Genomic DNA, 25,628 nt, shown 5'->3' on the forward strand with positions numbered 1-25,628 from the left:
CCACTCAGAATTGCAGCCGAGCCCTGCCCTAACTTCACGAGAGCGATTGTGGCGACCGCCGCCAAGGAGATCAATGGCGAAGTTCTCATTGCACGATTAGCGGCCCTAATGCGATGAGCGCCCCTCATGCAGGGTGGCGATCACGTCGGGCCCGTACCCGGCGGCTGCCAGGGGCCTTTCGACGTCGGATACGAGGTCAGGAAGGTAGCCCAGGAGAACGTCCGCAGGCCCGGCGATCCGGAACTCTCCCAGGGCTGCGGGCATCAGCAGACTCCGTCCTGGACCGAGTTTGCCCCGCCACTCGTCCACGGCGATCTCCACTGCGGAACCCACGTTGCTCACAATGACGGCAGTGCCGAAAGAACCCCGGGCGGTCGCGCCCGCAGCGGCGCGCCACCTTTCGAGCGCGAAGTAAGGGCCGGCGCAGCAGATGACCCGCTCGCCGTCGTGGCCGACGGGGAGGGACAGACCTGGATGGAAGTCCGGGCGCGGCTCCGGTTTCCACTCGGCGAGCAGCATGTCCAGGTTCTTCTCCCATTCCCTCTCGGGGAGCCGGGAGCCGTCTTCGATGCGCCACGGCATGGCCGACCGCTGGATGTTCGAGGTCTGCTCGATCTCGTACGCCAAGGTGTCCGGGCCGAAGCTGTGCAACGTCCCGGCAGGCACGTAGATGGTCTCGCCGGCACGCACGGGCACGCGCCGCATCACGGCGTCGTAGTCGCCCCGCACCAGGGCGTCACGCAACGTGGCGGCGTCCACTCCCGGTTTGACGCCGACCAGAGCGGTGGCGCCGGCAGCCGCTTCCAGGATGTGCCACGCCTCGGTCTTCCCGTTGGGCTCGCCTTCCAGCGTCCGGGCGTCCTCGTCGTCGGCGTGCAGGTGGACGGGCAGGGAGCGCGTGGCGTCGATGAATTTCGTCAGAATCGGGAAACGGTCGCCGCTCCATCCGGGACCCATGACCTCTTCGGGATATTTCAGCATCAGCGAGCGCAGGGACTCACCCGCGAGCGGACCCTCGTTCACCTCGCCGATGTGCCCGTCAACGTCGCTGACCTCCCACGCTTCGGCGATCCGGCCCGGCCGGGGCGCCGGCGAGCGCTTCAACCGGTCGACGATCGCCTGCCCGCCGAACACATGGCCCATCATGGGCGTGCTCAGGCTCAGCGGATACCAGTGCGGGCTCCTCTGCTGCGCTGGCTGGTTCACGAGAACACCACTACCCCGGCCCCAGCACCGCACATCAGGCGTGATCAGACTTGACGAACACTTGGGTGAGGCATGGGAGGCAAGAGCCAAGCGGTGTGACGCAGATATCAGCGGCCGGCGACGGAGGCGTGGATTCAAAAACGTTCACGGGGGGATGCTCGGCGGACAAATCAGACAGATCGTCGAGCTAGGAAGAGGAGCGACGTGACGCTGACCGCGGACCTGCTTGTGGACGAGCGCACAGCCGATGACCGGGCGGCCGATGACCAGCTGGAGCTGTTCCGGCGGCTGCGCCGGTATCCCGAGGGCCACCCGGAGTGGTGGCGGATCCGTGAGGAGATCTTCCAGCAGTACCTGCCGCTGGTGCGGGGGCTGGCCGGCCGGTTCGCCCAGCGCGGCGAGCTCAAGGAGGACCTCCAGCAGGTCGGCATGGTCGGTCTGGTCAAGGCGGTCAACCGGTTCGACCCGGGCCGGGGCATCCCGTTCGAGGGGTACGCGACACCGACGATCCTGGGCGAGATCAAGCGCCACTTCCGGGATCGCGGATGGGCGATCCGGCCGCCGCGCACCATCCAGGAACTGCGCAACGAGCTCAACAAGGCGCGGGCAGACCTGACGCAGCGGCTGGGCCGCTCCCCCAGGGTCAGCGAGCTCGCCGAGCACACCGGCCGCGATCCCGAGGAGGTCATCGAGGCGATCGCCGCCGGGGAGGCCTACCAGACCAGGTCGTTCGACCAGCCGGCCGGCGAAGAGGACGAGGGTCTCGCCTACGCCGACCTGCTCGGGTACGAGGACGAGCAGCTCAACGTCGTGGAGTATCGCGAGGCCCTCAAGGCGGCGCTGGCGAGGCTGCCCGCGCGAGAACGGCGCATCGTGCTGCTGCGCTTCTACGGGAACCGCACCCAGTCCCAGATCGCGGAGGAGATCGGGGTCTCCCAGATGCACGTGTCACGGCTGCTTTCCCGGAGTCTCGCGCAACTGCGCGTGGAGGTCGGGGCCGCTCCCGCTACGGGGAGGTGAGCGGTTCGGCCTGGTAGGCCTTGTGGAGGAGCTCCACGAAGGAGCGCGCCTCGGGCAAGGGCACGGCGCCGACCCGGTGAACCGGGACGCCGGGCGTCCATGAGTTCATGACGACCGCGCCGGTCAACGAGGGCAGGTCGGTGAACGTGATCTCCTGGTCCCGCTGGGGGACGCCCATGCGCCTGAGCCTGCGCCGGACGATGCCCATGGTGACACCGCGCAGCATCTCGGCCACGGGCCACACCACGGTCGCGCCGTCCCAGAAAGCCAGGTTCCAGATCGTCGCCTCGCTGAGCCGGCCTCGGCGGTCGACGAACGCGGCGTCGTCGAAGCCCTGCTGACCGGCCTGGCGGAGGTAGTAGGTCTTGGCCACCTCGCCGACATGCTTGACGGCCGGGAGGTTCCGTTCGTGCTCGACCATCGCCAGCGAGAGCGGACCTTCCGGCCCGGAGGCGGGCGGCGCGGTACGGACCAGCACCTGGAGCTCCCGGACGGCCGTGGTGAACTCGCCCGCCGACGAGTAGACCGTCGCCGTGAGCGAGAGGTCGGCCGGTCCGTCCGCCAGCGCGGACTTCAGGTAGGACCGCACCTGGTCGTCGGGCAGAGCCTCACCGAACATCTCCATCGAGGCGGTCCGCAGACGTTCCAGATGGAGGTCGAGACCGCGCACCTGCCCTCCGCGCACCTGCATGGCGGTGAAGTGGGCGTACCCGGCGAAGGCGAGCGGCGCCAGATCCTCGGCCGTCGCAGGCCCTCCGTTCCGGTGAACGGCGTAGGAGGCCTGGGTGTCCAAACTCATGCTGTTCATCCCCATCGATAGAAACATCCGAAGCGTACGCAACTAGCCGCATATGAGATAGTTGCACACGCTTCATATTGCACAAGCACTATAACCACAGGCGGCGACCACCTGCCGCGCACCGCTCGCCGGCGCCCCTGGACACACCTTCCGTGTCGGTGGCAGGCTCTAGGCTCGGGAGCATGTCGCGGCGACGTTTTGATCAGGCCATGGAGCTCATGCGGAAGAAGGACCCCAAGGTCCAGGAGGACGCGTTCGACTTTCTCCGCGAGCACGCCGACGCGTACGTCGACGAGCTGATCGCGGAGTTCGCGGCGGAGCGGGACGATCCCGGGCTGCGCTGCTGGCTGCTGGAGCTCATCGCCGAGGCGCGGTCGCCACAGGCGCTGGACGTCTTCCGCAGCCAGTTGGAGAGCCTGGACGAGTCGTTGCGGTTCTGGGCTGTCCGCGGGCTGGAGATGCTCGACGACCGGGAGGCCGACCTGGCGCTCGACCAAGCGCGCGCCAACGGCTGGATCTCCTGACCTGGGCTCCTTCCCGATCCGGCAAAGAGACCGGAATACCCGGGATGCGGTAGGGCAAAGAATCACCGTGACGGGTGATCGAGCGGTGCGCGTGGACACTGAGGTGGAGCTGCACGAGGCTCCGGCGACCCGAGGACTTCCCAGGTGGCTGGTCACCGCGCTGCGGTGCCTGGCGGTGGTGGCCGCGCTCGGCGTCCTGGCCGTCTTCTCGTACGTGGCGTTCCAGCTCACCCTCACCCCGATCCACGACAACGGGCAGGCGGGCGGCAACACCGATCCGGGCCGGTCGCTGCGCTTCTACCTCGACCAGCCGGCCCGGGACGCGCTCATCCAGCTCGGCGGCAATCTGATGTTGCTCGCGCCGCTCGGGATCCTGCTGCCGATCGTGTCGACCCGGCTGCGCGGGCCTCTGCGGCTGTTCGTGGTGGGCGGGCTGATCTCGCTCGCGATCGAGACCACCCAGGGCCTGCTGGTCCAGGGCCGGGCGTTCGACATCGACGATGTGATCCTCAACGCCGCCGGCGTCGTGCTGGCCTACCTCGTCATCGGGCGCAAGGTCTCCCACGTGGCGCGCGGACGGAGCTGACGGCCGCGCGGAGGCCGCACGGAGGCCGGCCGGGTCCTAGCGGTCGCGGCGGTCGGCGGCGAGTTCTTCGAGCACCGACACGGCGGCGGCGACCGCGGGATGGTCGTCCGAACCCGAACGGATCAGGACCTCGGTCGTACGGCCCTTCCCCGGCATGGGGATGATCGCGACCCCCGGCGGCGGGTTCCCGCAGAGCAGCCCCGGCAGGATCGTCACGCCGAGCCCCAGCCCGACCAGCGCCAGCGCGGCGGCCAGATCGGTGTACTCGTGCTCGATCACCGGGGTGAAGCCGGCGCTGTGGCAGGCGTGCAAGGTCACGTCCCGGCAGCTGCTCGGCGCCGCCGTGGTGATCCACTTCTCGTCGCGCAGGACGGCCGGTCCCTCCTGTTCGACGGCCGGGCGGAGGCGTTCGGGGACCGCCATGGCCAGCGGGTCGTCGAAGAGGGGCCGTACGGTGAGGCCCTCCGGAGCCGGGGTGCCGAGGTGCAGGTAGCGGTAGTGCAGCGCCACGTCCAGGTCACGCCGCTTCAGCATCGGGACCACGTCCTCGGGCTCGGCCTGGGTGATCCGCGGCCGGAGTCCGGGATGGCGTTCGGCGAGCGCCGCGACGAAGGGGGCGGCGACGGGCACGAGCGCGCTCGGGAAGAAGCCCACCCGCAGCTCGCCGACCACCGTGTCACCGAGCGAGCGGACGATGCTTTGGGCCCGTTCCAGCTCGGCCAGAACGTGCTCGCTCTGCCGGGCCAGCGCGGCTCCGACGGCGGTGAGCCGCACGGTGCGACCCTCCCGGTGCAGCAGCGCCGCACCGGTCTCGGTCTCCAGCGCCCGGAGTTGCTGGGACACCGCCGAGGGCGTGACCTGGTGAATGTCGGCCACCGCGGTGACTGTGCCGTAGTCCGCCAAATCCCTGAGCAGGACGAGCCTCTTGACATCGAGCATGAGGACCAGCCTGGCAGGTGAGGTCGACGGGGTGTTATCAAAGAGATACGGGCGGGACAAAACCCGCTCTTGTCTCACGGTGAGATGCGGGTCACACTCTCTCACATTGAGCCGAGCTGGAAACAACCACCGGACGGCGCTCATGCTGAGTGTTCGGAATCTCGAGGTCGTCTACCACGATGTGATCCTGGTCCTGCGAGGCGTCAGCCTCGAGGTCCCCGAGGGAGAGATCGTCGCGCTCCTGGGCGCGAACGGAGCGGGCAAGACCACGCTGCTCCGCGCGATCTCCGGACTGCTCGACGTCCATGACGGCGAGGTCACCAAGGGGTCGGTGCTGCTCGACGGCCGCCCCATCCACGAACTGCCCCCGACCAGGGTCGTCCGCCTCGGCGTGCGGCAGGTCATGGAGGGGCGGCGCATCTTCGCCGAGCTGACCGTCGAGGAAAACCTGCGGCTGGGGGCGCACACCAACGCGGGCGCGCTCGCCGAGAACCTGGACCGCGTCTACGGACTGTTCCCGGTGATCAAGGAACGCCGGGGCCGTACGGCGGGCTACCTGTCCGGCGGCGAGCAGCAGATGCTCGCCGTGGGCCGGGCGCTGATGTCGGAGCCCAAGCTTCTCCTGCTGGACGAGCCGAGCCTGGGCTTGGCGCCCAAGATGGTGGAGCAGATCCGCGACATCATCGTGGAGATCAACCGGCAGGGCACCACGGTGTTGCTGGTGGAGCAGAACGCCACGATGGCGCTGGCCATCGCGGGCCACGGCTACGTCCTGGAGACCGGCAAGATCGTCATGGACCGGCCCGCCCAGGAGCTGCTCCAGGACGAGGACATCCGGGAGTTCTACCTGGGCCTCGGCGCGGAGGGCGCGGCCCGCTCGTTCCGCGATGTCAAGCACTACCGGCGGCGGAAGCGGTGGTTGTCGTGAGCCGTCCGGCGGAGGCGTCCGTGAAGGAAGATGTGGAGAGTGCTCCGATCCTGGAGCTGGCCGACGTGCGGCTGTCGTTCGCCGGCGTGACGGCGATCGACGGCGTCTCGTTCGGTGTCCGGCCGAACGAGCTGTTCGCCGTCATCGGGCCGAACGGCGCGGGCAAGACCTCGATCTTCAACGTGATCTCGGGCGTCTACCGGCCCCAGGAGGGCCGGGTCACGTTCGACGGCACCGACCTGCTGGGGCGGCGGCCGCACGAGATCGCGAGCCTGGGCGTCGCGCGCACGTTCCAGAACGTCGAGCTCTTCGCCAACCTCACCGTCCTCGACAACCTGATGCTCGGACGCCACCAGCAGCTGCGGTACGGCGCGCTGGCCGGGATGGCCTGGCTCGGCCGGGCGCGCAAGGCCGAGCTGGCCGCGCGGCTGGCGGTCGAGGACATCATCGACTTCCTGGAGCTGGAGCAGTGGCGCCGGCACACGGTCGGGCTGCTGCCGTACGGCGTGCAGAAGCGGGTCGAGCTGGGCCGGGCGCTGGCGCAGGAGCCCAAGCTGCTGCTGCTCGACGAGCCCGTGGCCGGCATGAACCTCGAGGAGACCGAGGACATGGCCCGCTACATCCTCGACATCCGCGAGGAGCTCGGCATCCCGATGATCCTCGTCGAGCATGACATGGGCCTGGTGATGGACCTGGCCGACCGGGTGCTGGTCGTCGACTTCGGCGTGCCGATCGCGCTGGGCGCCCCCACCGACATCCGTACCGACCCCGAAGTCATCAGGGCATATCTGGGGGAGGCCTCATGACGGAACTGAAGACCGCCACGGAACTACCGGCGACGACGACCACCACGATCGCGACGAGGGTCCGCGACCACGCCGCGAAGACCCCGGACCGCGTCGCGATGCGGGAGAAGGACCTCGGCATCTGGCAGGAGGTCACCTGGCACACGTACTGGGAGACCGTGCTGACCGTCGCGCACGCGCTGCTGGCGCTGGGGGTCGAGCCTGGCGACCGGGTGGCGGTCCATTCGGAGAACCGGCGCGAATGGCTCTACAGCGACCTGGCCACCGTCGCGATCCGCGGCACCACGATGGGCCTCTACCCCACCAACCCCGCGGCGGAGGTCGGTTACCTGCTGCAGCACTCGGGTTCGAAGATCCTCATCGCCGAGGACCAGGAGCAGGTCGACAAGGCCCTCGCGGTCACCGGCGACCTCCCCGACCTGGAGCGGATCGTCTACATCGAGCCCCGCGGCATCAAGAACCACTACACCGACCCCCGGCTCATGTCGTGGGACGAGCTGTGCGAGCTCGGGGAGCGGCACCGCGCCGAGTTCCCAGGCGCGGTCGAGGAGCGTATGGCGGCGGCGCTTCCCGACGACGTCATGGTGCTGGTCTACACGTCGGGCACCACCGGCCCGCCCAAGGGCGCGATGCTCACGGTCACCAACGTCGAGTTCGCCATCCGGGTGCTCATCGAGGAGGGCGGCTTCACCCAGCCGCCGCCGACGCCGCGCGACCTCGCCCTGTCGTACCTGCCGCTCTGCCATGTGGCCGAACGGATCTTCACGGTCTGGTTCAACGCCTCCTCCGGCATGCAGGTCAACTTCGCCGAGTCGATCGAGACCGTCCCCGCCAACCTGCGCGAGGTGCAGCCGACGATCCTGTTCGGCGTGCCGCGCATCTGGGAGAAGATCCTGGCGAGCGTGGAGATCCGGCTCGGCTCGGCGAGCCCGGTCAAACGGTGGACGACGCGTTTCTGGCTCAAGCTGGCCGATCGCATCGGCGACACCCTCGTACGCCGCGGCGGAAAGCACACGCTCGTCACCCGGCTGATGTACGCGGTGGGCTGGCTGTTCTGCTTCCGCGCACTGCGCGAGCGGATCGGGATGCGGCGCGTACGGTACGCGGCGTCCGGGGCCGCACCCATCGCGCCGGAGGTGCTCAAGTTCTTCATGGGCATCGGCGTCCCCATGCACGAGGTGTACGGGATGACCGAGAACACCGCGATCGCTACGGCCAACCGGCCCGGCCGGGTCAAGCTGGGCACGGTCGGCGAGCCGCAGCCGGGCTGCGAGCTGCGGGTGGACGAGGACACCGGCGAGATCCTGACCCGCCATCCCGGGGTGTTCGCCGGCTATTGGCGCGACGACGAGGCCACCCGGCGGGTCGTCGAGCCGGACGGCTGGCTGCACACCGGTGACGTCGGCGAGTGGGACGGGGACCACCTGCGCATCACCGGCCGCATGAAGGAGATCATCATCACCTCCGGCGGCAAGAACGTGGCGGCACCGCTGATCGAGAACGAGCTGAAGGTGTCCCCGTACATCCGCGAGGCCATCGTCCTCGGTGACCGCCGCGCCTACCTCACCGCGCTCATCGGGATCGAGCTCGACACCGTCGGCGAGTGGGCGACGCGCCGCCGGCTCGCCTACACCACCTACCGGGACCTGTCCGAGCGGCCCGAGGTGCGCGAGCTGGTGCAGGGCATCGTGGACCAGGTCAACAAGGGCCTCGCCCGGCCCGAGCAGCTCAAGGACTTCCGCCTGCTGCCCAAGGAGCTCGACCACGAGGACGGCGAGCTCACCGCCACCCAGAAGGTCAAACGCACCGCCATCGAGCGCGTCTTCGCCGACCTGATCGACGAGCTGTACGGGAGGTCGCCCCGGTGACACCAAGCGGAGCGAGAGCATGACAGAGCGCGGAACAAGAGCATGACAGAGCGCGGAGCGAGGGCATGACAGAGTTCTGGCAGAGCGTGGCGCGCGGGCTCGGCAACGGGTCGATCTACGCGCTGCTCGCGCTGGGTTTTGTGATCATCTACAAGTCCACCCGCGTGGTCAGCTTCGCCCAGCCCGCGTTCATGCTCGCCGGCGCGGTCCTGGTCACCTATCTGGCGGCCGAGGTCAACTTCTTCCTGGCGCTGGTGCTGTCGGCGCTCGCGGTGGCCCTGCTGGCGCTCGGCGTCGAACGGGTGACGGTCCGGCCGATGGTCGGCAAGCCGGTCTTCGTCGTCGCAATCATCACGCTCGGGCTCGACATCGTCATCCGGGTCATCGTCAACGGCTTCATCGGGCTCGACGTGCGGCAGGTCGGCGACCCGTGGGGCCTGCAGACGGTGAACCTGCTCGGCGTGCCGGTGCAGCAGCGGTACCTGGCCATGCTGCTCACCACCGCGCTCATGGTCGCCGCGCTGTTCGCGTTCTTCCGCTACACACGGTTCGGGCTCGCGATGCGGGCCGCCGCGTTCGACCAGGAGACGGCGCTCGCGCAGGGCGTGCCGGTCGGCGCGGTGTTCGCGACGTCGTGGGCGATGGCCGGCGGGCTGGCCGCGGTGGCGGGCGTGCTGGTCGGCAGCGGCGCCAGCGTCGACCAGAACCTCTGGATCATCGCCCTGAAGGCACTGCCCGCGATCATCCTCGGCGGGCTGGACTCGCTCGGCGGCGCGGTCGCCGGCGGGCTCGCGGTCGGGCTGGTGGAGTCGCTGGTCGGCACCTACCAGGCCGATCTCGCGCCGTGGCTCGGGCAGAACTTCGCGGTCGTGTCGCCGTACGTGCTGATGTTGCTGGTGCTGCTGATGAAACCGTACGGGCTGTTCGGGACGCCGGAGGTGGAACGGGTATGACCGCTCTGCTCGAACGCGGAGGACGCCGCGGGCGCCGGCCCCGGGGCCGGCCGCTGCTCCACACCTCCTACAAGCAGGACATGGCGCTGCTGGACACGCCCGGCAAACGGCGTTGGCTGAGCGCGCTGCTGGTGATCGCCGTGCTGGCGCCGTTCATGCTGACCGACGACATCCTGCAACTGCTCGCGGTGGGCTTCGTCGCGTCGATCGGGGCGATCGGGCTCAACATCGTCACCGGGTACGCGGGCCAGATCTCGCTCGGGCACGCGTTCTTCCTGGCGATCGGCGCGTACACGGCCGCGGCCGTCTCCGGCGATCCGGACGGCAAGGTGATCGGCTTCGGCGTCACCTCCATCCTGGTGTGGCTGCCGTTGGCGGGGCTGGCGGCGGCGCTCGCGGGTGTGATCGTGGCGCCCCTCGCGACCCGGCTGCGCGGGTTGTACCTGGCGATCGTCACCCTGGGGCTGGTGTTCCTCGGCGAGCACATCTTCAAGGAATGGGACAGCCTGACCGGCGGCCCCGGCGTCGGGCGGCCCTCGGCGGTGCCCGAGCTGTTCGGGATCAGGCTGGACGAGGCGGGGGCGTACAGCAAGGAGCAGAAGCTCTACCTGCTCATGCTGGTGATGCTGGTGCTCTTCGCGGTGCTCGCCCGCAACCTCATGCGCTCGCGCGTCGGCCGCGCGTTCGCCGCCGTCCGCGACCGCGACATCGCCGCCGCGATCATCGGCGTGGACCTGCGCCGATACAAGCTGCTCGCCTTCGCGATCTCCTCGTTCTACGCGGGCGTCGCGGGCGCGCTGATGTACACCGTGGCGGGGTACTTCGACCCCGGCTCGTTCAACCTGCTGCTGTCCGTCCAGTTCATCGCCATGATCCTGATCGGCGGGGTGGCCACGGTGAGCGGCTCGATCATGGGCGCGATGTTCATCACGCTCCTGCCGCGCATCACCCGTGAACTGCCCGGCGTGCTCCCGTTCATCAGCTCCGAGTCCAAGGACACCCCGAACGTCTTCCAGGTCGAGACCGTGCTGTACGGGCTCCTGATCATCATCTTCCTCATCCTCGAGCCCCGCGGCCTGTTCGGGATCTGGACCCGGATCCGCAACTACTGGAAGGCCTGGCCCTTCAGCTATTAGGAGCCATCATGAAAAGCAGGATCGGCGCGGTGCTGACCGCGGGCGTACTGACCGTGAGCGTGAGCGGCTGCGGTGTCTTCCGGGGGGACGAGGACAGCAGCGCGCCCGGCGTGACCAAGGACGCGTGCCCGAACGCGGTGAACAAGAACAACGGCTGCATCTACCTGGGGGCCATCTCCGACCTGACGGTCGGCCCGTTCAAGACGCTGGCCGTGCCCATCACCGAGGCGCAGAAGGCGTTCTGGAAGCGGGTCAACCAGCAGGGCGGCATCGGCGGCTACGACATCGACGTCACCAAGTACGTCCGCGACAACAAGTACAACCCGGAGACGCACAACCAGGTCTACCAGGAGATCAAGGGCAAGGTGCTGGCGCTGGCGCAGACGCTGGGCTCGCCCACCACCGCCGCCATCATCAAGGACCTCAAGTCCAGCAAGATCGTGGCGGCGCCCGCGTCGTGGACCTCGGCGTGGAACTTCGAGGACGTGATCCTGGAGTCCGGCGCCAGCTACTGCATCGAGTCGATGAACGCGATCGACTACGCCGTCGAGACGTTCAAGCCCAAGAGCGTCATGGCGGTCCACTACGCCGGTGACTACGGCGCCGACGCGGCGGCCGGGGCCAAGGCGGGCGCGGCCGCGCAGAAGCTGACGTTCAACGCGATCGAGACGCCACAGGGCCAGGACAACCAGGGCCGCGCCGTCGACGCCATCGTCAAGGGCAAGCCCGACCTGGTCATCCTCACCACCGGCCCGACCGACGCCGCGACGGTCATCGGGCAGGCCGCCGCCCGCGGCTACAAGGGCCGCTACATCGGCACGAGCCCGAGCTGGAACAAGGGTCTGCTCAAGAGCCCGGCGGCACCGGCGATCAAGGCCCAGTACCTGCAGTCGGCCCCGTGGGCACCGTTCCAGACGCAGACCCCCGGCCACCAGGCCATGCGGCAGGCGCTCGGCCAGGTCGACCCCAACGACGGCTACACCTCGGGCTGGGTCTGGTCGTACCCGCTCAAGGCCGCGCTGCAGAAGGCCGCCGCCAACAAGGAGCTGACGCGCGACGGGCTGCTGAAGGCCGTGAAGCAGATCACCCAGGTCGACTACGAGGGCATGATGCCGACCGGTTCGGGCAACTTCGCCGGCGACGCCGGGACCGGTGCGGTCCGCACCAGCCTCATCGCCAAGCCGGACGACAAGGAGCAGACCGGGGTCAAGGTCATCAAGGAGGCGTTCACCGGACCGACCGCGAAGGCCTACACGCTCGACGCCCCCTGCTTCGGCAAGCTCTGAGGGTCGGCCTGCCGAGCGCTGATCTTGTGGGCGCGTAGTTCCAGCCTGCTCGCCGTGCCGGTCTTGGCGAGCAGGCTGGCGACGTGCGTGTCGACGGTGCGGTGCGACAGGAAGAGCCGCTCGCCGATCTGCCGGTTGGTGAGCCCCTCGGTCAGCAGCATGAGCACGTCCATCTCGCGGCTCGTCACCCCGGCGGCGCGCAGGCCGGACGGGACCGGGGTGCGGCCGCGGCCCCGCCGGGTCGGTGCTCCGGCGCACCGGAGCAGGTCGCGGGTGGTCCGGGCGAGCCGGATCTCCCCCGTTCGCTCGAACGCCGCCAGGTCGGTCCGGAGGGCGGGCACGGGATCTCCCCAGCCATCGGTCACGGCGGCCTCCAGTACCAGTGACCTGCACAGACGCCGCCACCAGTGGTGGTGAGCCAGAGCGTCGTCGCCGGCCGCCAGCAGGCTTGCGGCGCGCTTCACATGGCCGGCCCGCCCAGCGGCGATGGCATCGGCGTAGTGGAGCGCTCCCCGGTTCACGTTCCGAAGTACCGGTGCCGAGTGGCGCAGCGCGTCCCGTACCTTCGCGTCATCCCGTGCGACAGCGGAGCGGAGCAACGCCCACAGGCCCCACATCGACACCGGCGCGGTCTGGCACTGGTCTTCCAGCATCGGCATGCCGTCGTCGAAGAGCGCGACGGCCGTCTCCAGGTCGCGGTCCAGCAGCGGGATGAACCCGCGGATGACCGGTGCGAGCGCCGCCACCTCGACGGGTGCCAGCGCACGCCCGGTCGCGGCGTCGAGCGCCGCCTCCATGCCGTCGGCGTCGGCGTCGGCTGCGCGCCCGAGGGCGACGAAGAGCTCGCCGACCGACTGGTGGCTCGTCAGCCGCAACCGGCTCGCCAGCTCGGCCGCCTCGCGCGCCGGGACCTCCGCCGCGCGCGGCCCGTCGATGGTGGACATCTGGTCGGAACGGACGAGATCGGCGGAGATGACGTCGACCAGCTGCCCGTTCTCGAGCGCCAGCTCCCTGGCCTCCGCCAGCGCCGGCGTGTGGGCGCCGGTGACCACCTCCACCAGGGCCAGGTGGTTCAGGGCGGTGACGCGCCAGGACATCAGCCCGTATTCGGCGGCGAGCCGGGCCGCCCGCGTGTAGGTGCGCCGGGCGATCTCCGCGTCGTGCCGGATCGCGCACTGGCCGAGAACGAGCAGGGCACGGCACAGTGCCTCCCCGTCGTGCGCCGCCTCGGCCCGCTCGATCGCCGCCGTGGCCAGCTGCGCCGCCTCGGCGAGACGTCCGGGCCCGAACGCGGCGTTGGCGGCGAGCACGAGCGCGTGCGGGTCCTCGGGCCGCCCCGCGCGCTCGAGATAACGGTCGGCCTCCTCCCACCGGCCCGTGACGATCGCCGCGTCGGCCAGCCGCAGGCACAACCGGGCGTGCTCGTCTCCGGTCGTCCGGCCGAGCGCCCGCGCGCCGGCCTTCAGCGCCGCGTCCGCCTCGCCGAGGCGGGTGAGCAGGACGACACGTTCGATCGCGACGGCAGATGACGGGGAGGCGAGACCGTCCGCCCGATCCAGCAAGTCACGGGCGTCACGCAACGCTCCCCTGGCGATGTCGCGCCTGGCGAGCCGTACGAAGACCTCCGCCGCACGGGCCTGCTCACCCGCGATGGCCAGGAGCTCGGCGGCACACACATCATCCTCGGGTCCGGCACGGCCCAGCAGCACCTCGGCCGACCGGCAGGCCAGCACCGCACGCACCGGCGGCGGCACCGTCTCCAGCACGGCGTCCCTCGTCAGGGCGTGCCGCCAACGCAGCGCGTCGCCCGCCGCCACCAGCAACCGCGGCTGCGCGGCCCGCGCGGCGTCGAGCACCACGTCCTCGGCAAGGCCGGTCGCCTTGCCGAGAACGGTCCAGTCAGGCTCGTCGCCGAGGACCGCAGCCGCCTCCAGGACCTGCCGCTGCTCGGGCCCGAGCGCGTCCAGCCTGGCAGCGACCATGCCCGCCAGGGTGGGCGGCACCGAACGTTCCTCCATGCCCCCGGCCACCAGTTCCTCCACCAGGAACGGCAGGCCGTCGGACTTTCGCACCACCAGGTCGCGCACTGCCGCGGGCAGCGGGACGGTGCCCGCGCACCGCTCGGCGAGCACCATCGAGTCGGCCTCGTCCAGCCTCCGCAGCCGGATCGTGTGCACCTCCGGACGCTCGACGATGCGGCTCTGGACCCAGGGCGGGCAGTCCTCATCGCGGATCGACGCCGCGACGAGCACCGGGCGCGAGTGCAGCACACCGGACAGGTATTCGACGACCGCGAGCGTGTCCCCGTCCGCCCAATGAAGATCCTCCAGGACCAGCAGGCAGCCGCGCGGACCGTTCAGCAATCCCAGAAGCCGGACCAGGCCCTCGCCCAGCACCAGTACGGGATCGATGCTCGACGGCGGCTCCTCCCCCGCCCACTCGGGGAACACCCGGCCCAGCGCGGCCCGGTACGGCCGCAGCTCGTCGCCCCCCTTGCGGCAGTCCGCGCTCACGTGGCCGACCAGCGCCTCGGCCAGCGGCCGGTACGCGCCGCCACCCACCACGGCCCGTCCCGTCAGCACGAGCAGCCCCGCCTCGCGCGCCAGCCGTGCCGCCTCCGCGAGCAGGCGGGACTTGCCGATGCCCGCCTCGCCCATGACCGCCAGCATCCCGCCGCGGCCGTCCCCCACACCTTCGACCAAGGCGGTCAGCCGGGCCAGCTCGGCCCCGCGCCCCACCATGCCGCCATCGCCGTCGATAGCCATTGGCTCAGTATCCGCAGGGCGCCCCCGTCTGACATCCGGTGTTCCACTGACAAATGAGATGCGGACGTTCCGTGTTTCTACGATCACGCCAAAGGAGGGCCGATCCACTACCCTGGAGCAACCCCCGCCCCGGACCCAGGGATGGCATATGAGCGATCGCGATCCCCTGAAAGATCTTGGCTTCGACGGCCCTGCCAGCGCCCGCGTCTACGACTACTCACTCGGCGGCAAGGACAACTACGCCCCCGACCGCAGCGCCGCCTCCGACGCGCTCGACGCCTACAGCGTGGCCCGCCTGCTGCCCCGCGAAAACCGCAAGTTCATGCGGCGCGCGGTCCGCTACCTCCTGGCCACGGGAGTACGGCAGTTCATCGACATCGGCTGCGGCCTGCCGGGCAAGGGCAACGTGCACGACCTCGCACTCGGGGCCGATCCGGACGCCAAAGTCGTCTACGTCGACAACGACCCGGTGGCCGTCGTCCACTTCCAGGCGCTCGGGGCGACCGCCATCAACGCCGACGCGCGCCACCCCGAGACGATCCTCGGCCATCCCGAGCTCACCGCGCTCATCGACTTCGACCGTCCGGTGGGCATCCTGATGATCTCGATGCTGGACTGGATCCCCGACGAGGACGACCCCGACACGGTCGTCGCCGCGTTCCGCGAAGCCCTCTCCCCAGGCGGCCACCTGGTGATCTGCGACTTCCTCAGCGACAACCTGTCCGATGCGGACCGGGCCACCCACCGCGAGCTGACCGAACGCTACGGAATCTCGCTGACCTTCCGTTCCAGCGAACGCTTCAAGGGCTTCTTCGACGGCCTCGACCTGGTGGAGCCCGGGCTCGTCCTGGCCCCCGAATGGCGCCCCGACCGCCCGTACGACCCCCCGTCGGGCTGGCTCCTCGCAGGCGTCGGCCGCAAACCCTAACGAGAGATGTAGTGCACGATCACGTCGTGCACATGGTGGGTCTTCTCCTCGCCACGAAACTCGATCTCGTAGATCTGCGTGCCCACATGGATGGCGATCGCGCCGCTGGAGAAGAACGACCCGGCGATCGACTTGTTACTGACCACGCTCACCGAGCTGATCTTCGAGTACGGCACGCTCGTGATCGCCACCCGCTTCCCCACGAACGACTTGTCCTGAATGATCACGCGCCGGTCGGTCAGCCCGATGAACCCGGTCCCCGCCCCCACCGCGTCGTACACGGCGATGATCTGCTCCCCCGGCAGCAACCCGCCCTCGATCTGCTTCAGCTGCCCCGACCTGTCGTGCGGAATCGAATTCCCCATGACTCCCCTCGATTCACCGTCTCCAGGTCCGACGCCCAAATCCTCCCCCACGTTCCAGAGCTTGGTAAGCCTCCAGTCCAACCGATGAAAGTCGCAGCCAACCACGTTGCCCCCGTGCCACCGGACGCCCTCTCGAAGCCCCAGGCGACACATGCTCACAACCGCAGCAACCTGAAGCCTGCGAATTCAGCCCAGCCTGGTGGGCCGTCGCGGGACTGGGGCACGAACCAGGCGGCCGAGCGAGTGTGAGCGGGGGCTTTAGCACATCTGGTCGTGAGCGAGCAGCCTCGCCGCACTGCGCGTGGGGGTTGGTGGGCGGCTGGCTGAGTTGGCGCCATGGCTTAACTGGTTCTTTAACCCGCCTGCGCGAATCGGGCGGCGAGGGTGGTTTCGCGTTTGATCGTCTTCCCGACGTCGTGGTGGGGTGCGGGCGGCGGTTCTTGGAGCCGGGTGGTCGTCCGGACCGGGTTTTGGTGCACCAGCCGGAGGGTCGCCCTCTGGCGGATGTTCCGAAACCCTCGGCGGACTCGGGCGGGGATCAACTTGTCGGGTGTCGCGGGTCGGCGCCGGTGCGTGAGGACCACAGCCACACCGGTTTGGGTTCGCCGGTGCGGGGAGGCGCTCCACCCCGCAGGCCGATGACGCTGCCCTCGATGATGGGGAGCGGGCCATCGTGCTCCACCCAGGCGGCGCGGTGGGAGAGGCGTGGATGCAGCCGGTTCCCAAGATGTGGCCGCCGCGGTGCTGGTGGGAAAGGTGCGGACCTGCTGGCGGCACTTGCCCGGATCGCGCGCATCCGGCGCCCGCACGCAGGCCACCAACTCGGCCTTGCCGATGTCCAGCGCCGCGACCCGCGCCACCAACTCGCCCTGCTCCTGGGTGATCTCCTCCACGGCAGATCCTCCTGTCCTGGCGCGGCAGGTGATCGATTCCGGTGGCGCTGTCCACGGGAACCGGAAGGGGACGTACGCGGCGGAATCACGTGCTCGAGGCAACAATGCAGGACCCCGTAGTGCGGCTCCCAGCGTCAGACTGTTCACGGGCTCATTGCGCACCAAGGATCTACGACGTCAGCGGACAGCAACCACCCCCGATTTCACGCCTGGAGGGCGTCCCCGCAGGGACATCTGCGACTGTTTCAGAATTCGATCTTTGTGTGATCTGAGCGATGAACAGTGGGCCGTGCTGGGAGCCGTTGCCGCCGAAAACGTCCGGACGTGGTCGACGCGCGGTGTGGATCGGCGGGATCCGCTGGTGAGTGCGCGGTTGATGACGGCGATGTGCACGGTGGCGGCTATCGTCCACGGGTTCGGTGATGGTGCATTGATGTCGTGGCGTCGCAGGTAGGCGCGGGTGGAGCAGGCGCTATCTGCCCTCGGTCCGGTCGTGGACGGCTGGGGGCCAGTCCGCGGCACGCTGATGGCTTCCAGCAGCGCGGACCGTCACGGCGCCGCCCGGCAGTGATGATCACCATCAGAGTTGGAGCCGCTCGCATGCCGGGTGAATTTTGGTGGTCAGACCGTCGCGCGACCGGCCGAGTCGGTGATCAGCGGGCTCGATCGATTCGCCTCGGGTGTCGCTGCCTGGCGCTTCCTTCTGACTCATACCCCTCACGGCGGACACCGGCCGCGTGCTGGTGGCCCGGCAGATGGTGGAATCGACGTTCACCTGCCGGTCGGTCAGCCTGTCCGCTCTGGTCTGCAGGGCGGAGCCTGGCCCACACTCCAGCCCGCTGCCAGCGGCGAACAACTCATAGACGGTCTGCCACGGCCCGTACCGGGACGGGATATCTCGCCACACATGGTTGTGATCCACCGACGTCCGCATGGGATTCTCAGCCTTGCGACCGACCGGGATGGCGGAGGGATCGATGGGCGCCGACTACTACATCGCCAACACCGAGAACGGCGACCACATCGACGACCCGTCCGAAGACGCCCTGTTCATGCTGCTGCAGGACCTGGACGACACCGACAACACCTTTATCACCATCGGCCCCGCGGATCCCAACGCCACCTGGTACGCCTCAGTGGCCCTGCTCGAAGACGGCGGCTACGAGACCGAATACCGCGACCCCGCCACCGCGAACACCAGGTGACCCTCCGCACCGACCCCAGCAAGATCGCCAAGGACCTCACCCTATAGTGGGCCCGCCGCCACTACCCCGGCCGGCCAGCCACCCGCTATGACTTCTGAAACGCCCTAGGGCGACGCGGTTGCGGCCGTGGAGAAAGGGCGGCTGTGTGGGGGCATGGCTGTAGGCCCGGTGCAGTGGGCGCCGGGCTACAGGCGGGGGCGTGCGAATGGTCAGGCCGCGTGTTGGTCGTGCCAGGGGTTGTCGGCGTGATCGGGTGGCACGCCGCCCGGTTTGGATCTCGCGGTCCCGTCGGGAGGTAGTGCCCGGTAGCGGTAGCGTCCCTCGTCGTTCTTGGTGATCTGTATTTGGTCGGGGTGGGTGTGTTTCCACCGGTTGTGCCACCCGCAGCACAAGGCCAGCTTGTCGATGTTGGTGGGACTGTTGCCCAGCGCCCACCCATCGACGTGGTCGACCTCGCACAGGAAGCCGGGTGTTTCGCAGCCCTGCACGGCGCAGGTGTCGTACATCGTCTCCAAGACACGGCGTTGACCAGCGCTGGCGATCCGCACCGCATGGCCCAGGTAGAGCGGCTCGTAACCGGCGCCCAGCAGGAGGGGTGAGATTCCGGCGTTGAGGGCGATGCGCCGAACCTGCGCCGCTGGGATGGGCGTGCCGTCGCGCAGCCAGCCCGGTGTGTCGTCACCGGTCAGGGTGTCCAGGTTGGCGATGACGGTGACGCGGCTGTTCCTGTGCCCGCCCGCCAGCACGGCGGACAGCGCGGCGGCGGTCCGCTCACCGAGATCGCGGCGGTCGTCTTTGCCAGCAGGTTTGGCGAGCGGTGCCAGGGTGCCGTCAAGGAGGGCGGTGTCTTCGGGGTTGAGCCACCCCTTGAGGTAGCAGCCGCCGTCCAGCGACCGGCTGACAGTGACCCAGGACCGCTGGTAGCCGCGCTGCACATCCTCCGGCGGCTTGTCTTCCCCGTTGCGTTCGGCGACCAGGTCATGGATCTTGCTGCCGAGCCGGGCGACCTTCCCCGCCGACAGGCCATCGGCTGCGGCTTGGAGCATGATGTCTTCGGCGGTGGCACAGTCCTCATCGTTGAGCCGGTGGACGGCGTCGGCGACGGTCGCGGCATACCCATACGACAAGGTGCCGGTCGCCATCTGCGCCTTCACCCGCTCAAGCCGGGGCAGTTGCCGGGCCAGGGCGATGCGTTCTTTGGCGCGGCCTTCGCGCATACCCAGGTGGCACCGCAGCCACGCTTGGGTGGACGGCAGACCCGAGTGCTTGGGTTCACCGGTCCGGTCCACCACCGCAATCAAACCCGCCAGCGCGTATTCGGTTTGATCTATGGCGGTGGCCAATTGCTCGACCAGCTCCATGCACGCAGAACCCGAATCCGGCGCGGCTCGTTGCGCAAGATGGGTGGCGATCGCGGCTGCCGCTTCCACCAATTGCGCGGTGGAAGCGGACGAAAGATCCGCCACGATCGAATTCATGCTGTTATTGTATCGTCACGTTCGGTGATTTAGTGAGGTGTTGCGTAGCTATTTATGGCCGTATCTGGCCACCCGTTCCCAGGTGTCGATTTGCGTGGTTTGTGCGGCGGCTTTCGACGTTCCATGGAGGGCGAATCAGAGGCCGCCGACATCATTCGGCCCGTTATTTATGTGGTCGGATTGGGGCACCGTCCCACGGTTTCTGCGTGGTTGAGGGCGGGTGAGTCGGACAATTAAGTCGGCTGCTCCAAGTGGGTGGTTGAGCGGTGTCGAATTGACCCTTTGCGCACCCGTGCAGCTAGCTGTGTGTTGCTGTCACGTTGGTTGCGGTCGCGGGAGCCTGGCCTGCGCAAAAGGTGAAGGTGAGCGGCCACCTGGGGTTGCGTAAATCCCGCGCTCCGCGCGGCTCAAGGTTGGGACATCAGCCACCACCAGACCCACGCCATCCGAACGCGCCTCATCCACCCATCCCCCTTCTTGTCGCTGCCGCACTTAGACCTTTAGCCCCGTCCCACCCGCTGGCCGGGTTGGGGGTCGAGCCAAAGGGGTGACCGCTGCCGCCAACCGCGAAGCGGCACAGCAGTAACCCACAGATGTGCAAACCCGGCAGACGAACGAAAGTCCAGGCCCGGCAATCTTGCTGAATGGGACGGTGATTGGCCATCCTGGCGCGCCAACTCGACCGGACGACGCCGGAACTCGGGCGGATGTAGTACGTACGACTGCCCCCTCACTCCCACCGACGACCGGTGAGCCGCTCGTAGACCTCGATGTAGCGGGCCCTTGTCGCGGCCACGATCTCATCTGGGATGGCAGGGCCAGGAGGAGTGCGGTCCCAGTCCAGTGAGCTGCTCCAGTCGCGTACGAACTGCTTGTCGAGAGCATGCTGGGGACGGCCCGGCTGCCAGTCGTCCGCGGGCCAGAAGCGCGAGGAGTCCGAGGTCAGAACTTCGTCGCCGAGCACGAGCGTGCCATCGGCGGCGCGGCCGAACTCCAATTTGGTGTCGGCGATGATGATGCCCCGCTCCCCGGCGATGGCCGCACCGCGCCGGTAGATCTCCAGGGTGACTTCTTTGAGGCGGGCGGCGGTGTCGTCGCCGATCTCATCCACCACGTCCTGGTAGGTGATGAACTCGTCATGACCTTCGGTGGCCTTGGTCGTCGGCGTGAAGATGGGCTCGGGCAGCTTGGAGCCCTCCACCAGACCCGGCGGCAGCTCGACCCCGGACACGGTGCCGCCTTTCTCGTACTCCTTGAGACCGAGGCCCGCCAGATAGCCGCGTGCAATCCACTCCACCGGAAGCATCGTGAGGCGCCGGCAGCGGACCGCCCGTCCCGCCCATTCCTCCGGCACCTCCGTCGCGGAGATGATGTGGTTGGGCACGACATCGGCGAGCTGCTCGAACCACCACAGCGAGAGCTGGGTGAGAAACTTCCCCTTGTCGGGCACCTCCGTGGGCAGCACGACGTCATAAACGCTCACCCTGTCGGACGCGACAAGAATCAGATCGTCGCCGTCGGCATAGACGTCACGCACCTTGCCGGAGTGGACCAGTTCCATGTGCTTCCTCAGCTCGCGATCTCGTACTTCCACCGGCGACCGGATCGCCGATGACGAGCGTACAAGGGCAGACACAACGGCTTTGACCAGCCACGGAGGCGGGAATGGAGCTCATCGGTCACGTGGCGGACAAGCGGGGCGTCGTCATGGTCGACGAAGCGCAGGGTGGAGGGAAGGTCATCTGGGCCAGGGTGGCCGTCAGACGGTGACGGCGGCGGTGGAGCCGGTGCGTTGTTTGCTGATGCGGAGCTGGGCGGGGATGCGGGTGCGGAGCTCGGCGACGTGGCTGACGATGCCTACGGCGCGGCCGCCGTCGCGGAGGGCGTCGAGGACGTCCATGACCTCGTCGAGGGTCTCCTCGTCCAGGGTGCCGAAGCCCTCGTCCACGAAGAGCGTGTTGATCTCGGTGCCACCGGCTTCGGCGGTGACGACGTCGGCCAGGCCTAGGGCGAGGGCCAGGGAGGTGATGAACGACTCGCCGCCGGAAAGGGTGACGGGGTCGCGTTCCTGGCCGGTCCAGGCGTCGACGATGCGCAGTCCCAGGCCGCCGCTGCCGCCGCGCCGGTCTCCTGCTGCCTTGTCGGTGGTGTGCAGGAGCGCGTAGCGGCCTGCGGACATGCGGGCCAGGCGTTCGTTGGCGGCGGCGACGACCTGTTCGAGGCGCGCGGCCAGGACGTACGCGGAGAGGCGCATGCTCAGGCGGTTGGCGCCGGACTGGCCGGAGGCGAGGCCGGCGAGGCGGGCGGCGAGGGCGTGCTGTTCGGCTGCAGGGCGCCAGGCGTGAACGCGGGCGGCGAGTTCGGTGCGCAGCTCCGTCAGACGGACGCGGCGCTGGTGGGCACGGTCAGCGGCGGAGGCGGCGGTGGTACGGGTCGTCTCGGCGATCGCGAGCGCGGCCTCCAGGGCGGGAACGTCAGGGGCGGGTTGCGCGGCGGCGGTGGTGAGGTCGCGGTCGGCGAGGAGTTCCTTGACGGCCGCCTCCTCGTTCTCGAAGCGACGGATCCGGTCGCGAAGGGCGGCCTGGTCTTCGTCCTCCAGCGCGGCGGCCATCACCTCGTCGGGTGTGGCGAAGCCCTCGTCGGCTGCGGTCTGCTTGGCCCGGGCGCGGGCGGCGGCCAGCTCCTCGGCGGCGCGGTCGGCGGCCTGGAGTGCCTGGACGGCATCGGCGAGTGCGTCGGCTTCGTGACCGAGACGTTCGATGCGGGCTTCCAGGGTCGGGTCGTCGCCTCGCGCCTCGTCGAGTTCGGCAGCGAGGCGGGTCTGCTCGGCGGAGAGCTCGCCCCGGCGGGCGCGGTTGGCGGTGAGGACGCGGGCGATCTCGTCGCGCCGGTCCCGGGCCTGTTCCAGTTCTTGTGCGGACTGGTGAACGAGCCGTTCCATGCGTTCGACGTCGGCCACGCGGGCGTCGATCGCGGCCAGAGTCTCCTGAGCCTCGGTGACGTCGGCGCCGAGCGTCGCGGTGTCGGCCTCGCCCGCGACCTCCAGGACGGCGTCGCGTTCGGCGCGCAGGGACTCGACGGCGCCGCTCGCCTCCTCGCGGCGGCTCTGGGCCTGCTCATAGGCGGCATGCGCCCGTTCCTCGTCCTCCTCGCCCGGGATGAGGCCGAGCGAGGAGGCGGGCGCGGGATGGTCCGTGGATCCGCACACGCGGCACGGCTCGCCGGGGTTGAGATCTTCGGCGAGGGTGGCCGCCATGCCCTCCAGGCGGGCCTGCCGGAGATCCTGGAAACGTTCGCGAGCCTGTTGAGCGACGTCGATCGCGTCGCGCAGGGTCTCTTCGGCCTGGCCGAGCCGCGCCGTCACCTGGTCACGGCGCCGGGCCGCGTCCAGGCGCCGTGCGGTCTCCTGGAGGACGGCCTCGGCACCAGAACGTCCAGCCACCACGATCCGGGCCTCGTCGAGCTGGGCGCGCTGCTCGTCGACCAAGCCGGGCAGCTCGTTGAGCGTCGCGGCGAGCCTCGCCTCCTCGGGCTCCAGCCGTTCGCGTTCGCCGACCAGGTCCGCCAGTTCGGAGGTGATCCGCCGCAGCCGGTCGGCGCTGCCCCGTTTGCCCTCCAGCGCGGCGATGTCGTCGCGGCGCTCCCGTTCGGCCTTGGCGAGGACGTCGGCGGCGGCTCCCGGCGTCACCAGCGACGCGACACGGGACCGGGTCTGGTTCGCCTCGCGGTGGGTCAGCTTGGCACGTTCGGTGCGTTCGCGGACCTGCTTGATCAGCGCGACGACACGGTCGGCGCGGGCGGCGGCGTCGAGGCGGGCCGTGAGGCGTGAACGTTCTTCGGCGCGTTCTTCGAGGGCGGCTCGGCGGCCCAGCGCCTCGGCGTGGCGGTGCTGCCGTTCGGCGAGGGTACGGGCTGATTCCAGGGCCGCCCTCGCCTTGTCGGACACGGCGGACGCTTCTTCCAGGAGCGTCTGGTTCGTGATGCGGATGGTCTCGTGGTGGCCCGCCAGCTCGACGGCCCAGGCGGGGAGCACCTCGATGTCGTCCAACGACTCGTCGGCCGGCTCGGGGTGGCGGGGCTCGGGCACGAGGGACCGGCCCGGGCGCTGGGTGCCGGTGGCCTCGGCGATGCGGTCGGCGACCGACTCGGCGGCGGAACGCAGGTCGGCGGCCTCGCGGCGGGTCGCGGCACGGCGGTCGGCGAGCCACTTCTCGACCTGGGTGAAGACCTCCGTGGCGAACAGCCGCTCCAGGACCTTGCGGCGTTCCTCGGCTCCGGCGCGGAGGAAGCTCGCGAACTCACCCTGCGGCAACATCGCCACCTGGCAGAACTGCGCGGCCGTCATGCCGAGCAGTCGCCCGATGAGATCGCCGACTTCGTCGAGCCGCGTAGAGAGTCCGATCCATTCGCCGTTCTCGAACTCCTCGAGAATGACGGCGGCGTGCTCGGTGGTGGTGCCGGTGCCGCGCTTCTTCGGCCGTTCCCAGGCCGGGGAGCGGCTGATCCGGAAGCGGCGGCCGCGGATCGTGGTCTCCAGGACGACCCGTGGTGCCTGGTGTGGTGCGGCGTGGTCGCTGCGGAGGTTCTTGATCGCGTTGCGGACGCCGGGGACCTGGCCGTACAGCGCGAAGCAGACCGCGTCGAGGACGCTGGTCTTGCCCGCCCCGGTCTGGCCCTGGATGAGGAACAGCCCGGCGCCGGAGAGCGCATCGAAGTCGATCTCCTCGGTGCCCGAGAAGGGCCCGAACGCGGTGATCTCCAGCCGGTGCAACCTCAAGCCAGGGCCTCCTTCTGGCGGCAGCACTCGAAGGCCTCGTGGAGAAGGTCGCGTTCGGCGGCCGAGGCGGGGGCCTGCGACACCTCGGCGACGAAGTCACCGGCGATGTCCAGGTCGGAACGTTCACGGATGCGGTCGGACCAGGTCCTGGTGTCGGCCGCCGTCTCGTTCTCGGGCTCGAAACCCAGGACGAGCGCGTACGGGAAGCGGCCGCGCAGCCGTTCCATCGCGGCGGACGGGCGCTGCGCGTCGGTGAGCGTGATCTGCAGCCAGCGGTCCTCGTACTTCTCATACGACGGATCGGCGAGCAGGTCGTCGATGTGGCCGCGCAGGCGCGCGACGCGGCGCGGCACGGGGGCCTCGACGAATTCGGCCGAGAGCTCGCCGCCGGGGCGCAGGTCGACCAGCCATGAGCCCTTGAGCTGGCGTTCCTCAGAGAACGAGTAGGCCAGCGGCGAGCCGGAGTAGCGCACGCGGTCGGTCATCGCCTGGCGTCCGTGCAGGTGGCCGAGGGCCGCATAGTCGACGCCCTCGAAGACCGACGCGGGCACATTGACGGCGCCGCCGACGGAGATGTCGCGCTCGCTGTCGCTGGCTTCGCCTCCGGTGACGAACGCGTGGGCCAGGACGATCGAGGTGGTGTCCCGGCGCGCGATGTCCGCGCGGACGCGCCGCATGGCCTCGGTGAGCGCGGCGGCGTGACTGCGTTCGTCCAGGTCCCAGCGGTGCCGGACGAGCTCGGGCTCCAGATAGGGGATGCCGTAGACCGCGGCGTCGTCGATGAGGATCGGCTCGCCGACGGACGCGGGGTCGGTGCGGACGTGCACCCCGGCCTTGTCCATGAGGGACGAGCCGAAGCCGAGACGCTGCACCGAGTCGTGGTTGCCCGCGATCAGGACCACCCGGGTCAGCGCGGCGAGCCGTTCGAGCGCCTCGTTGCAGAGCCGCACGGCGTCGACCGCGGGCAGCGCGCGGTCGTAGACGTCGCCCGAGATCAGCACGCAGTCCACGCGCTCGGACCGGACCGTGTCGACGAGATGGTCCACGAAGGCCGCCTGAGCGCCCAGGAGGTCCTCGCGGTGGAACGATCTGCCGAGATGCCAGTCGGAGGTGTGGAGAAGTCGCATGACGGGGTCACCATAGGCACCACCCACGCCACATCCGGC

20 protein-coding genes are annotated in these 25,628 nt (G+C 69.4%); 11 read left to right on the forward strand and 9 right to left on the reverse strand.

What is annotated here, in order from left to right; genetic code table 11:
- Positions 1 to 105: 105 nt before the first annotated feature.
- Entirely contained in the window at positions 106 to 1,206 is a 1,101-nt protein-coding gene (locus F8566_RS28490) for a class I mannose-6-phosphate isomerase (RefSeq protein ID WP_225993607.1), read from the reverse strand.
- Positions 1,207 to 1,482: 276 nt separating this feature from the next.
- Between F8566_RS28490 and F8566_RS28495 the strand changes: the two genes are divergently transcribed.
- Entirely contained in the window at positions 1,483 to 2,226 is a 744-nt protein-coding gene (locus F8566_RS28495; RefSeq protein WP_404800358.1) for a SigB/SigF/SigG family RNA polymerase sigma factor, read from the forward strand.
- On the opposite strand, the gene F8566_RS28500 is transcribed toward F8566_RS28495, so the two are convergent.
- Entirely contained in the window at positions 2,213 to 3,025 is an 813-nt protein-coding gene (locus F8566_RS28500; protein ID WP_151564920.1) for an aminotransferase class IV family protein, read from the reverse strand. The two genes, F8566_RS28495 and F8566_RS28500, sit on opposite strands and share 14 nt — an antisense overlap.
- Positions 3,026 to 3,234: 209 nt before the next feature.
- On the opposite strand from F8566_RS28500, the gene F8566_RS28505 reads away from it, so the two are divergent.
- Together F8566_RS28505 and F8566_RS28510 are read left to right on the forward strand one after the other, a co-directional pair.
- The gene (locus F8566_RS28505; RefSeq protein ID WP_225993608.1) at positions 3,235 to 3,549 is read left to right on the forward strand and encodes a HEAT repeat domain-containing protein; all 315 of its coding nucleotides are present in this window, start codon (positions 3,235 to 3,237) and stop codon (positions 3,547 to 3,549) included.
- A 91-nt stretch (positions 3,550 to 3,640) separates the two neighbouring features.
- On the forward strand, positions 3,641 to 4,135 hold the full coding sequence (locus tag F8566_RS28510; protein WP_151564921.1) for a VanZ family protein: 495 nt from the start codon (positions 3,641 to 3,643) through the stop codon (positions 4,133 to 4,135).
- Between the two features lie 36 nt (positions 4,136 to 4,171).
- Here F8566_RS28510 and F8566_RS28515 read toward each other — a convergent pair whose 3' ends face one another.
- Entirely contained in the window at positions 4,172 to 5,074 is a 903-nt protein-coding gene (locus F8566_RS28515; protein ID WP_192809898.1) for a LysR family transcriptional regulator, read from the reverse strand.
- Positions 5,075 to 5,216: 142 nt separating this feature from the next.
- Here F8566_RS28515 and F8566_RS28520 point away from each other — a divergent pair, with 142 nt between their 5' ends.
- The 6 genes from F8566_RS28520 to F8566_RS28545 all read left to right on the forward strand — a co-directional run bounded on the left by F8566_RS28520 (position 5,217) and on the right by F8566_RS28545 (position 12,051).
- On the forward strand, positions 5,217 to 6,002 hold the full coding sequence (locus F8566_RS28520) for an ABC transporter ATP-binding protein (RefSeq protein WP_151564923.1): 786 nt from the start codon (positions 5,217 to 5,219) through the stop codon (positions 6,000 to 6,002).
- A gap of 20 nt (positions 6,003 to 6,022) precedes the next feature.
- Positions 6,023 to 6,808: an ABC transporter ATP-binding protein gene (locus tag F8566_RS28525; RefSeq protein ID WP_192809899.1), complete on the forward strand. Its 786-nt coding sequence runs from the start codon at positions 6,023 to 6,025 to the stop codon at positions 6,806 to 6,808.
- Positions 6,805 to 8,676, forward strand: a complete 1,872-nt coding sequence (locus tag F8566_RS28530; protein ID WP_151564924.1) for an AMP-dependent synthetase/ligase — start codon at positions 6,805 to 6,807, stop codon at positions 8,674 to 8,676. The genes F8566_RS28525 and F8566_RS28530 overlap by 4 nt, the downstream gene beginning before the upstream one ends.
- Positions 8,677 to 8,741: 65 nt before the next feature.
- Positions 8,742 to 9,629: a branched-chain amino acid ABC transporter permease gene (locus tag F8566_RS28535; RefSeq protein WP_151564925.1), complete on the forward strand. Its 888-nt coding sequence runs from the start codon at positions 8,742 to 8,744 to the stop codon at positions 9,627 to 9,629.
- Positions 9,626 to 10,765: a branched-chain amino acid ABC transporter permease gene (locus F8566_RS28540; RefSeq protein ID WP_151564926.1), complete on the forward strand. Its 1,140-nt coding sequence runs from the start codon at positions 9,626 to 9,628 to the stop codon at positions 10,763 to 10,765. The genes F8566_RS28535 and F8566_RS28540 overlap by 4 nt, the downstream gene beginning before the upstream one ends.
- A gap of 8 nt (positions 10,766 to 10,773) precedes the next feature.
- A complete protein-coding gene (locus tag F8566_RS28545) occupies positions 10,774 to 12,051 on the forward strand; it encodes an ABC transporter substrate-binding protein (RefSeq protein ID WP_151564927.1) in 1,278 nt (425 codons plus the stop codon).
- Here the strand turns inward: F8566_RS28545 and F8566_RS28550 are convergent.
- Entirely contained in the window at positions 12,015 to 14,816 is a 2,802-nt protein-coding gene (locus F8566_RS28550) for an ATP-binding protein (RefSeq protein ID WP_151564928.1), read from the reverse strand. The two genes, F8566_RS28545 and F8566_RS28550, sit on opposite strands and share 37 nt — an antisense overlap.
- 148 nt (positions 14,817 to 14,964) lie before the next feature.
- On the opposite strand from F8566_RS28550, the gene F8566_RS28555 reads away from it, so the two are divergent.
- Entirely contained in the window at positions 14,965 to 15,744 is a 780-nt protein-coding gene (locus F8566_RS28555; RefSeq protein WP_151564929.1) for an SAM-dependent methyltransferase, read from the forward strand.
- Here F8566_RS28555 and F8566_RS28560 read toward each other — a convergent pair.
- Complete coding sequence (locus F8566_RS28560) at positions 15,741 to 16,109, reverse strand: PH domain-containing protein (protein ID WP_151564930.1); 369 nt, start codon at positions 16,107 to 16,109, stop codon at positions 15,741 to 15,743. The genes F8566_RS28555 and F8566_RS28560 overlap by 4 nt on opposite strands.
- Positions 16,110 to 17,934: 1,825 nt before the next feature.
- On the opposite strand from F8566_RS28560, the gene F8566_RS28570 reads away from it, so the two are divergent.
- Positions 17,935 to 18,207 carry a hypothetical protein gene (locus F8566_RS28570; RefSeq protein WP_225993610.1) on the forward strand — a complete coding sequence of 91 codons (273 nt, stop codon included), beginning with the start codon at positions 17,935 to 17,937 and terminating at the stop codon, positions 18,205 to 18,207.
- Positions 18,208 to 18,416: 209 nt separating this feature from the next.
- Here F8566_RS28570 and F8566_RS28575 read toward each other — a convergent pair whose 3' ends face one another.
- From F8566_RS28575 to F8566_RS28590, 4 genes are all read right to left on the reverse strand, one after another.
- A complete protein-coding gene (locus F8566_RS28575; RefSeq protein WP_151564932.1) occupies positions 18,417 to 19,685 on the reverse strand; it encodes an HNH endonuclease signature motif containing protein in 1,269 nt (422 codons plus the stop codon).
- A 730-nt stretch (positions 19,686 to 20,415) separates the two neighbouring features.
- Positions 20,416 to 21,246, reverse strand: a complete 831-nt coding sequence (locus F8566_RS28580; protein ID WP_151564933.1) for a phosphoribosylaminoimidazolesuccinocarboxamide synthase — start codon at positions 21,244 to 21,246, stop codon at positions 20,416 to 20,418.
- Between the two features lie 198 nt (positions 21,247 to 21,444).
- Positions 21,445 to 24,462, reverse strand: a complete 3,018-nt coding sequence (locus tag F8566_RS28585; protein ID WP_151564934.1) for an AAA family ATPase — start codon at positions 24,460 to 24,462, stop codon at positions 21,445 to 21,447.
- Positions 24,459 to 25,589 carry an exonuclease SbcCD subunit D gene (locus F8566_RS28590; RefSeq protein WP_151564935.1) on the reverse strand — a complete coding sequence of 377 codons (1,131 nt, stop codon included), beginning with the start codon at positions 25,587 to 25,589 and terminating at the stop codon, positions 24,459 to 24,461. Before F8566_RS28590 ends, F8566_RS28585 begins: the two co-directional genes overlap by 4 nt.
- Between the last annotated feature and the right edge of the window lie 39 nt (positions 25,590 to 25,628).

This window comes from Actinomadura rudentiformis (genome assembly GCF_008923185.1).
Taxonomy (GTDB): domain Bacteria; phylum Actinomycetota; class Actinomycetes; order Streptosporangiales; family Streptosporangiaceae; genus Spirillospora; species Spirillospora rudentiformis.

What these genes read in the sequence shown, in the direction of transcription:
- F8566_RS28500 (WP_151564920.1), bottom strand. Translation starts at nt 3,025, where the DNA reads ATGAGTTTGGACACCCAGGCCTCCTACGCCGTTCACCGGAACGGAGGG.
- F8566_RS28505 (WP_225993608.1), top strand. Translation starts at nt 3,235, where the DNA reads ATGGAGCTCATGCGGAAGAAGGACCCCAAGGTCCAGGAGGACGCGTTC.
- F8566_RS28515 (WP_192809898.1), bottom strand. Translation starts at nt 5,074, where the DNA reads ATGCTCGATGTCAAGAGGCTCGTCCTGCTCAGGGATTTGGCGGACTAC.
- F8566_RS28520 (WP_151564923.1), top strand. Translation starts at nt 5,217, where the DNA reads ATGCTGAGTGTTCGGAATCTCGAGGTCGTCTACCACGATGTGATCCTG.
- F8566_RS28530 (WP_151564924.1), top strand. Translation starts at nt 6,805, where the DNA reads ATGACGGAACTGAAGACCGCCACGGAACTACCGGCGACGACGACCACC.
- F8566_RS28535 (WP_151564925.1), top strand. Translation starts at nt 8,742, where the DNA reads ATGACAGAGTTCTGGCAGAGCGTGGCGCGCGGGCTCGGCAACGGGTCG.
- F8566_RS28540 (WP_151564926.1), top strand. Translation starts at nt 9,626, where the DNA reads ATGACCGCTCTGCTCGAACGCGGAGGACGCCGCGGGCGCCGGCCCCGG.
- F8566_RS28545 (WP_151564927.1), top strand. Translation starts at nt 10,774, where the DNA reads ATGAAAAGCAGGATCGGCGCGGTGCTGACCGCGGGCGTACTGACCGTG.
- F8566_RS28550 (WP_151564928.1), bottom strand. Translation starts at nt 14,816, where the DNA reads ATGGCTATCGACGGCGATGGCGGCATGGTGGGGCGCGGGGCCGAGCTG.
- F8566_RS28555 (WP_151564929.1), top strand. Translation starts at nt 14,965, where the DNA reads ATGAGCGATCGCGATCCCCTGAAAGATCTTGGCTTCGACGGCCCTGCC.
- F8566_RS28560 (WP_151564930.1), bottom strand. Translation starts at nt 16,109, where the DNA reads ATGGGGAATTCGATTCCGCACGACAGGTCGGGGCAGCTGAAGCAGATC.
- F8566_RS28570 (WP_225993610.1), top strand. Translation starts at nt 17,935, where the DNA reads ATGGGATTCTCAGCCTTGCGACCGACCGGGATGGCGGAGGGATCGATG.
- F8566_RS28575 (WP_151564932.1), bottom strand. Translation starts at nt 19,685, where the DNA reads ATGAATTCGATCGTGGCGGATCTTTCGTCCGCTTCCACCGCGCAATTG.
- F8566_RS28580 (WP_151564933.1), bottom strand. Translation starts at nt 21,246, where the DNA reads ATGGAACTGGTCCACTCCGGCAAGGTGCGTGACGTCTATGCCGACGGC.
- F8566_RS28590 (WP_151564935.1), bottom strand. Translation starts at nt 25,589, where the DNA reads ATGCGACTTCTCCACACCTCCGACTGGCATCTCGGCAGATCGTTCCAC.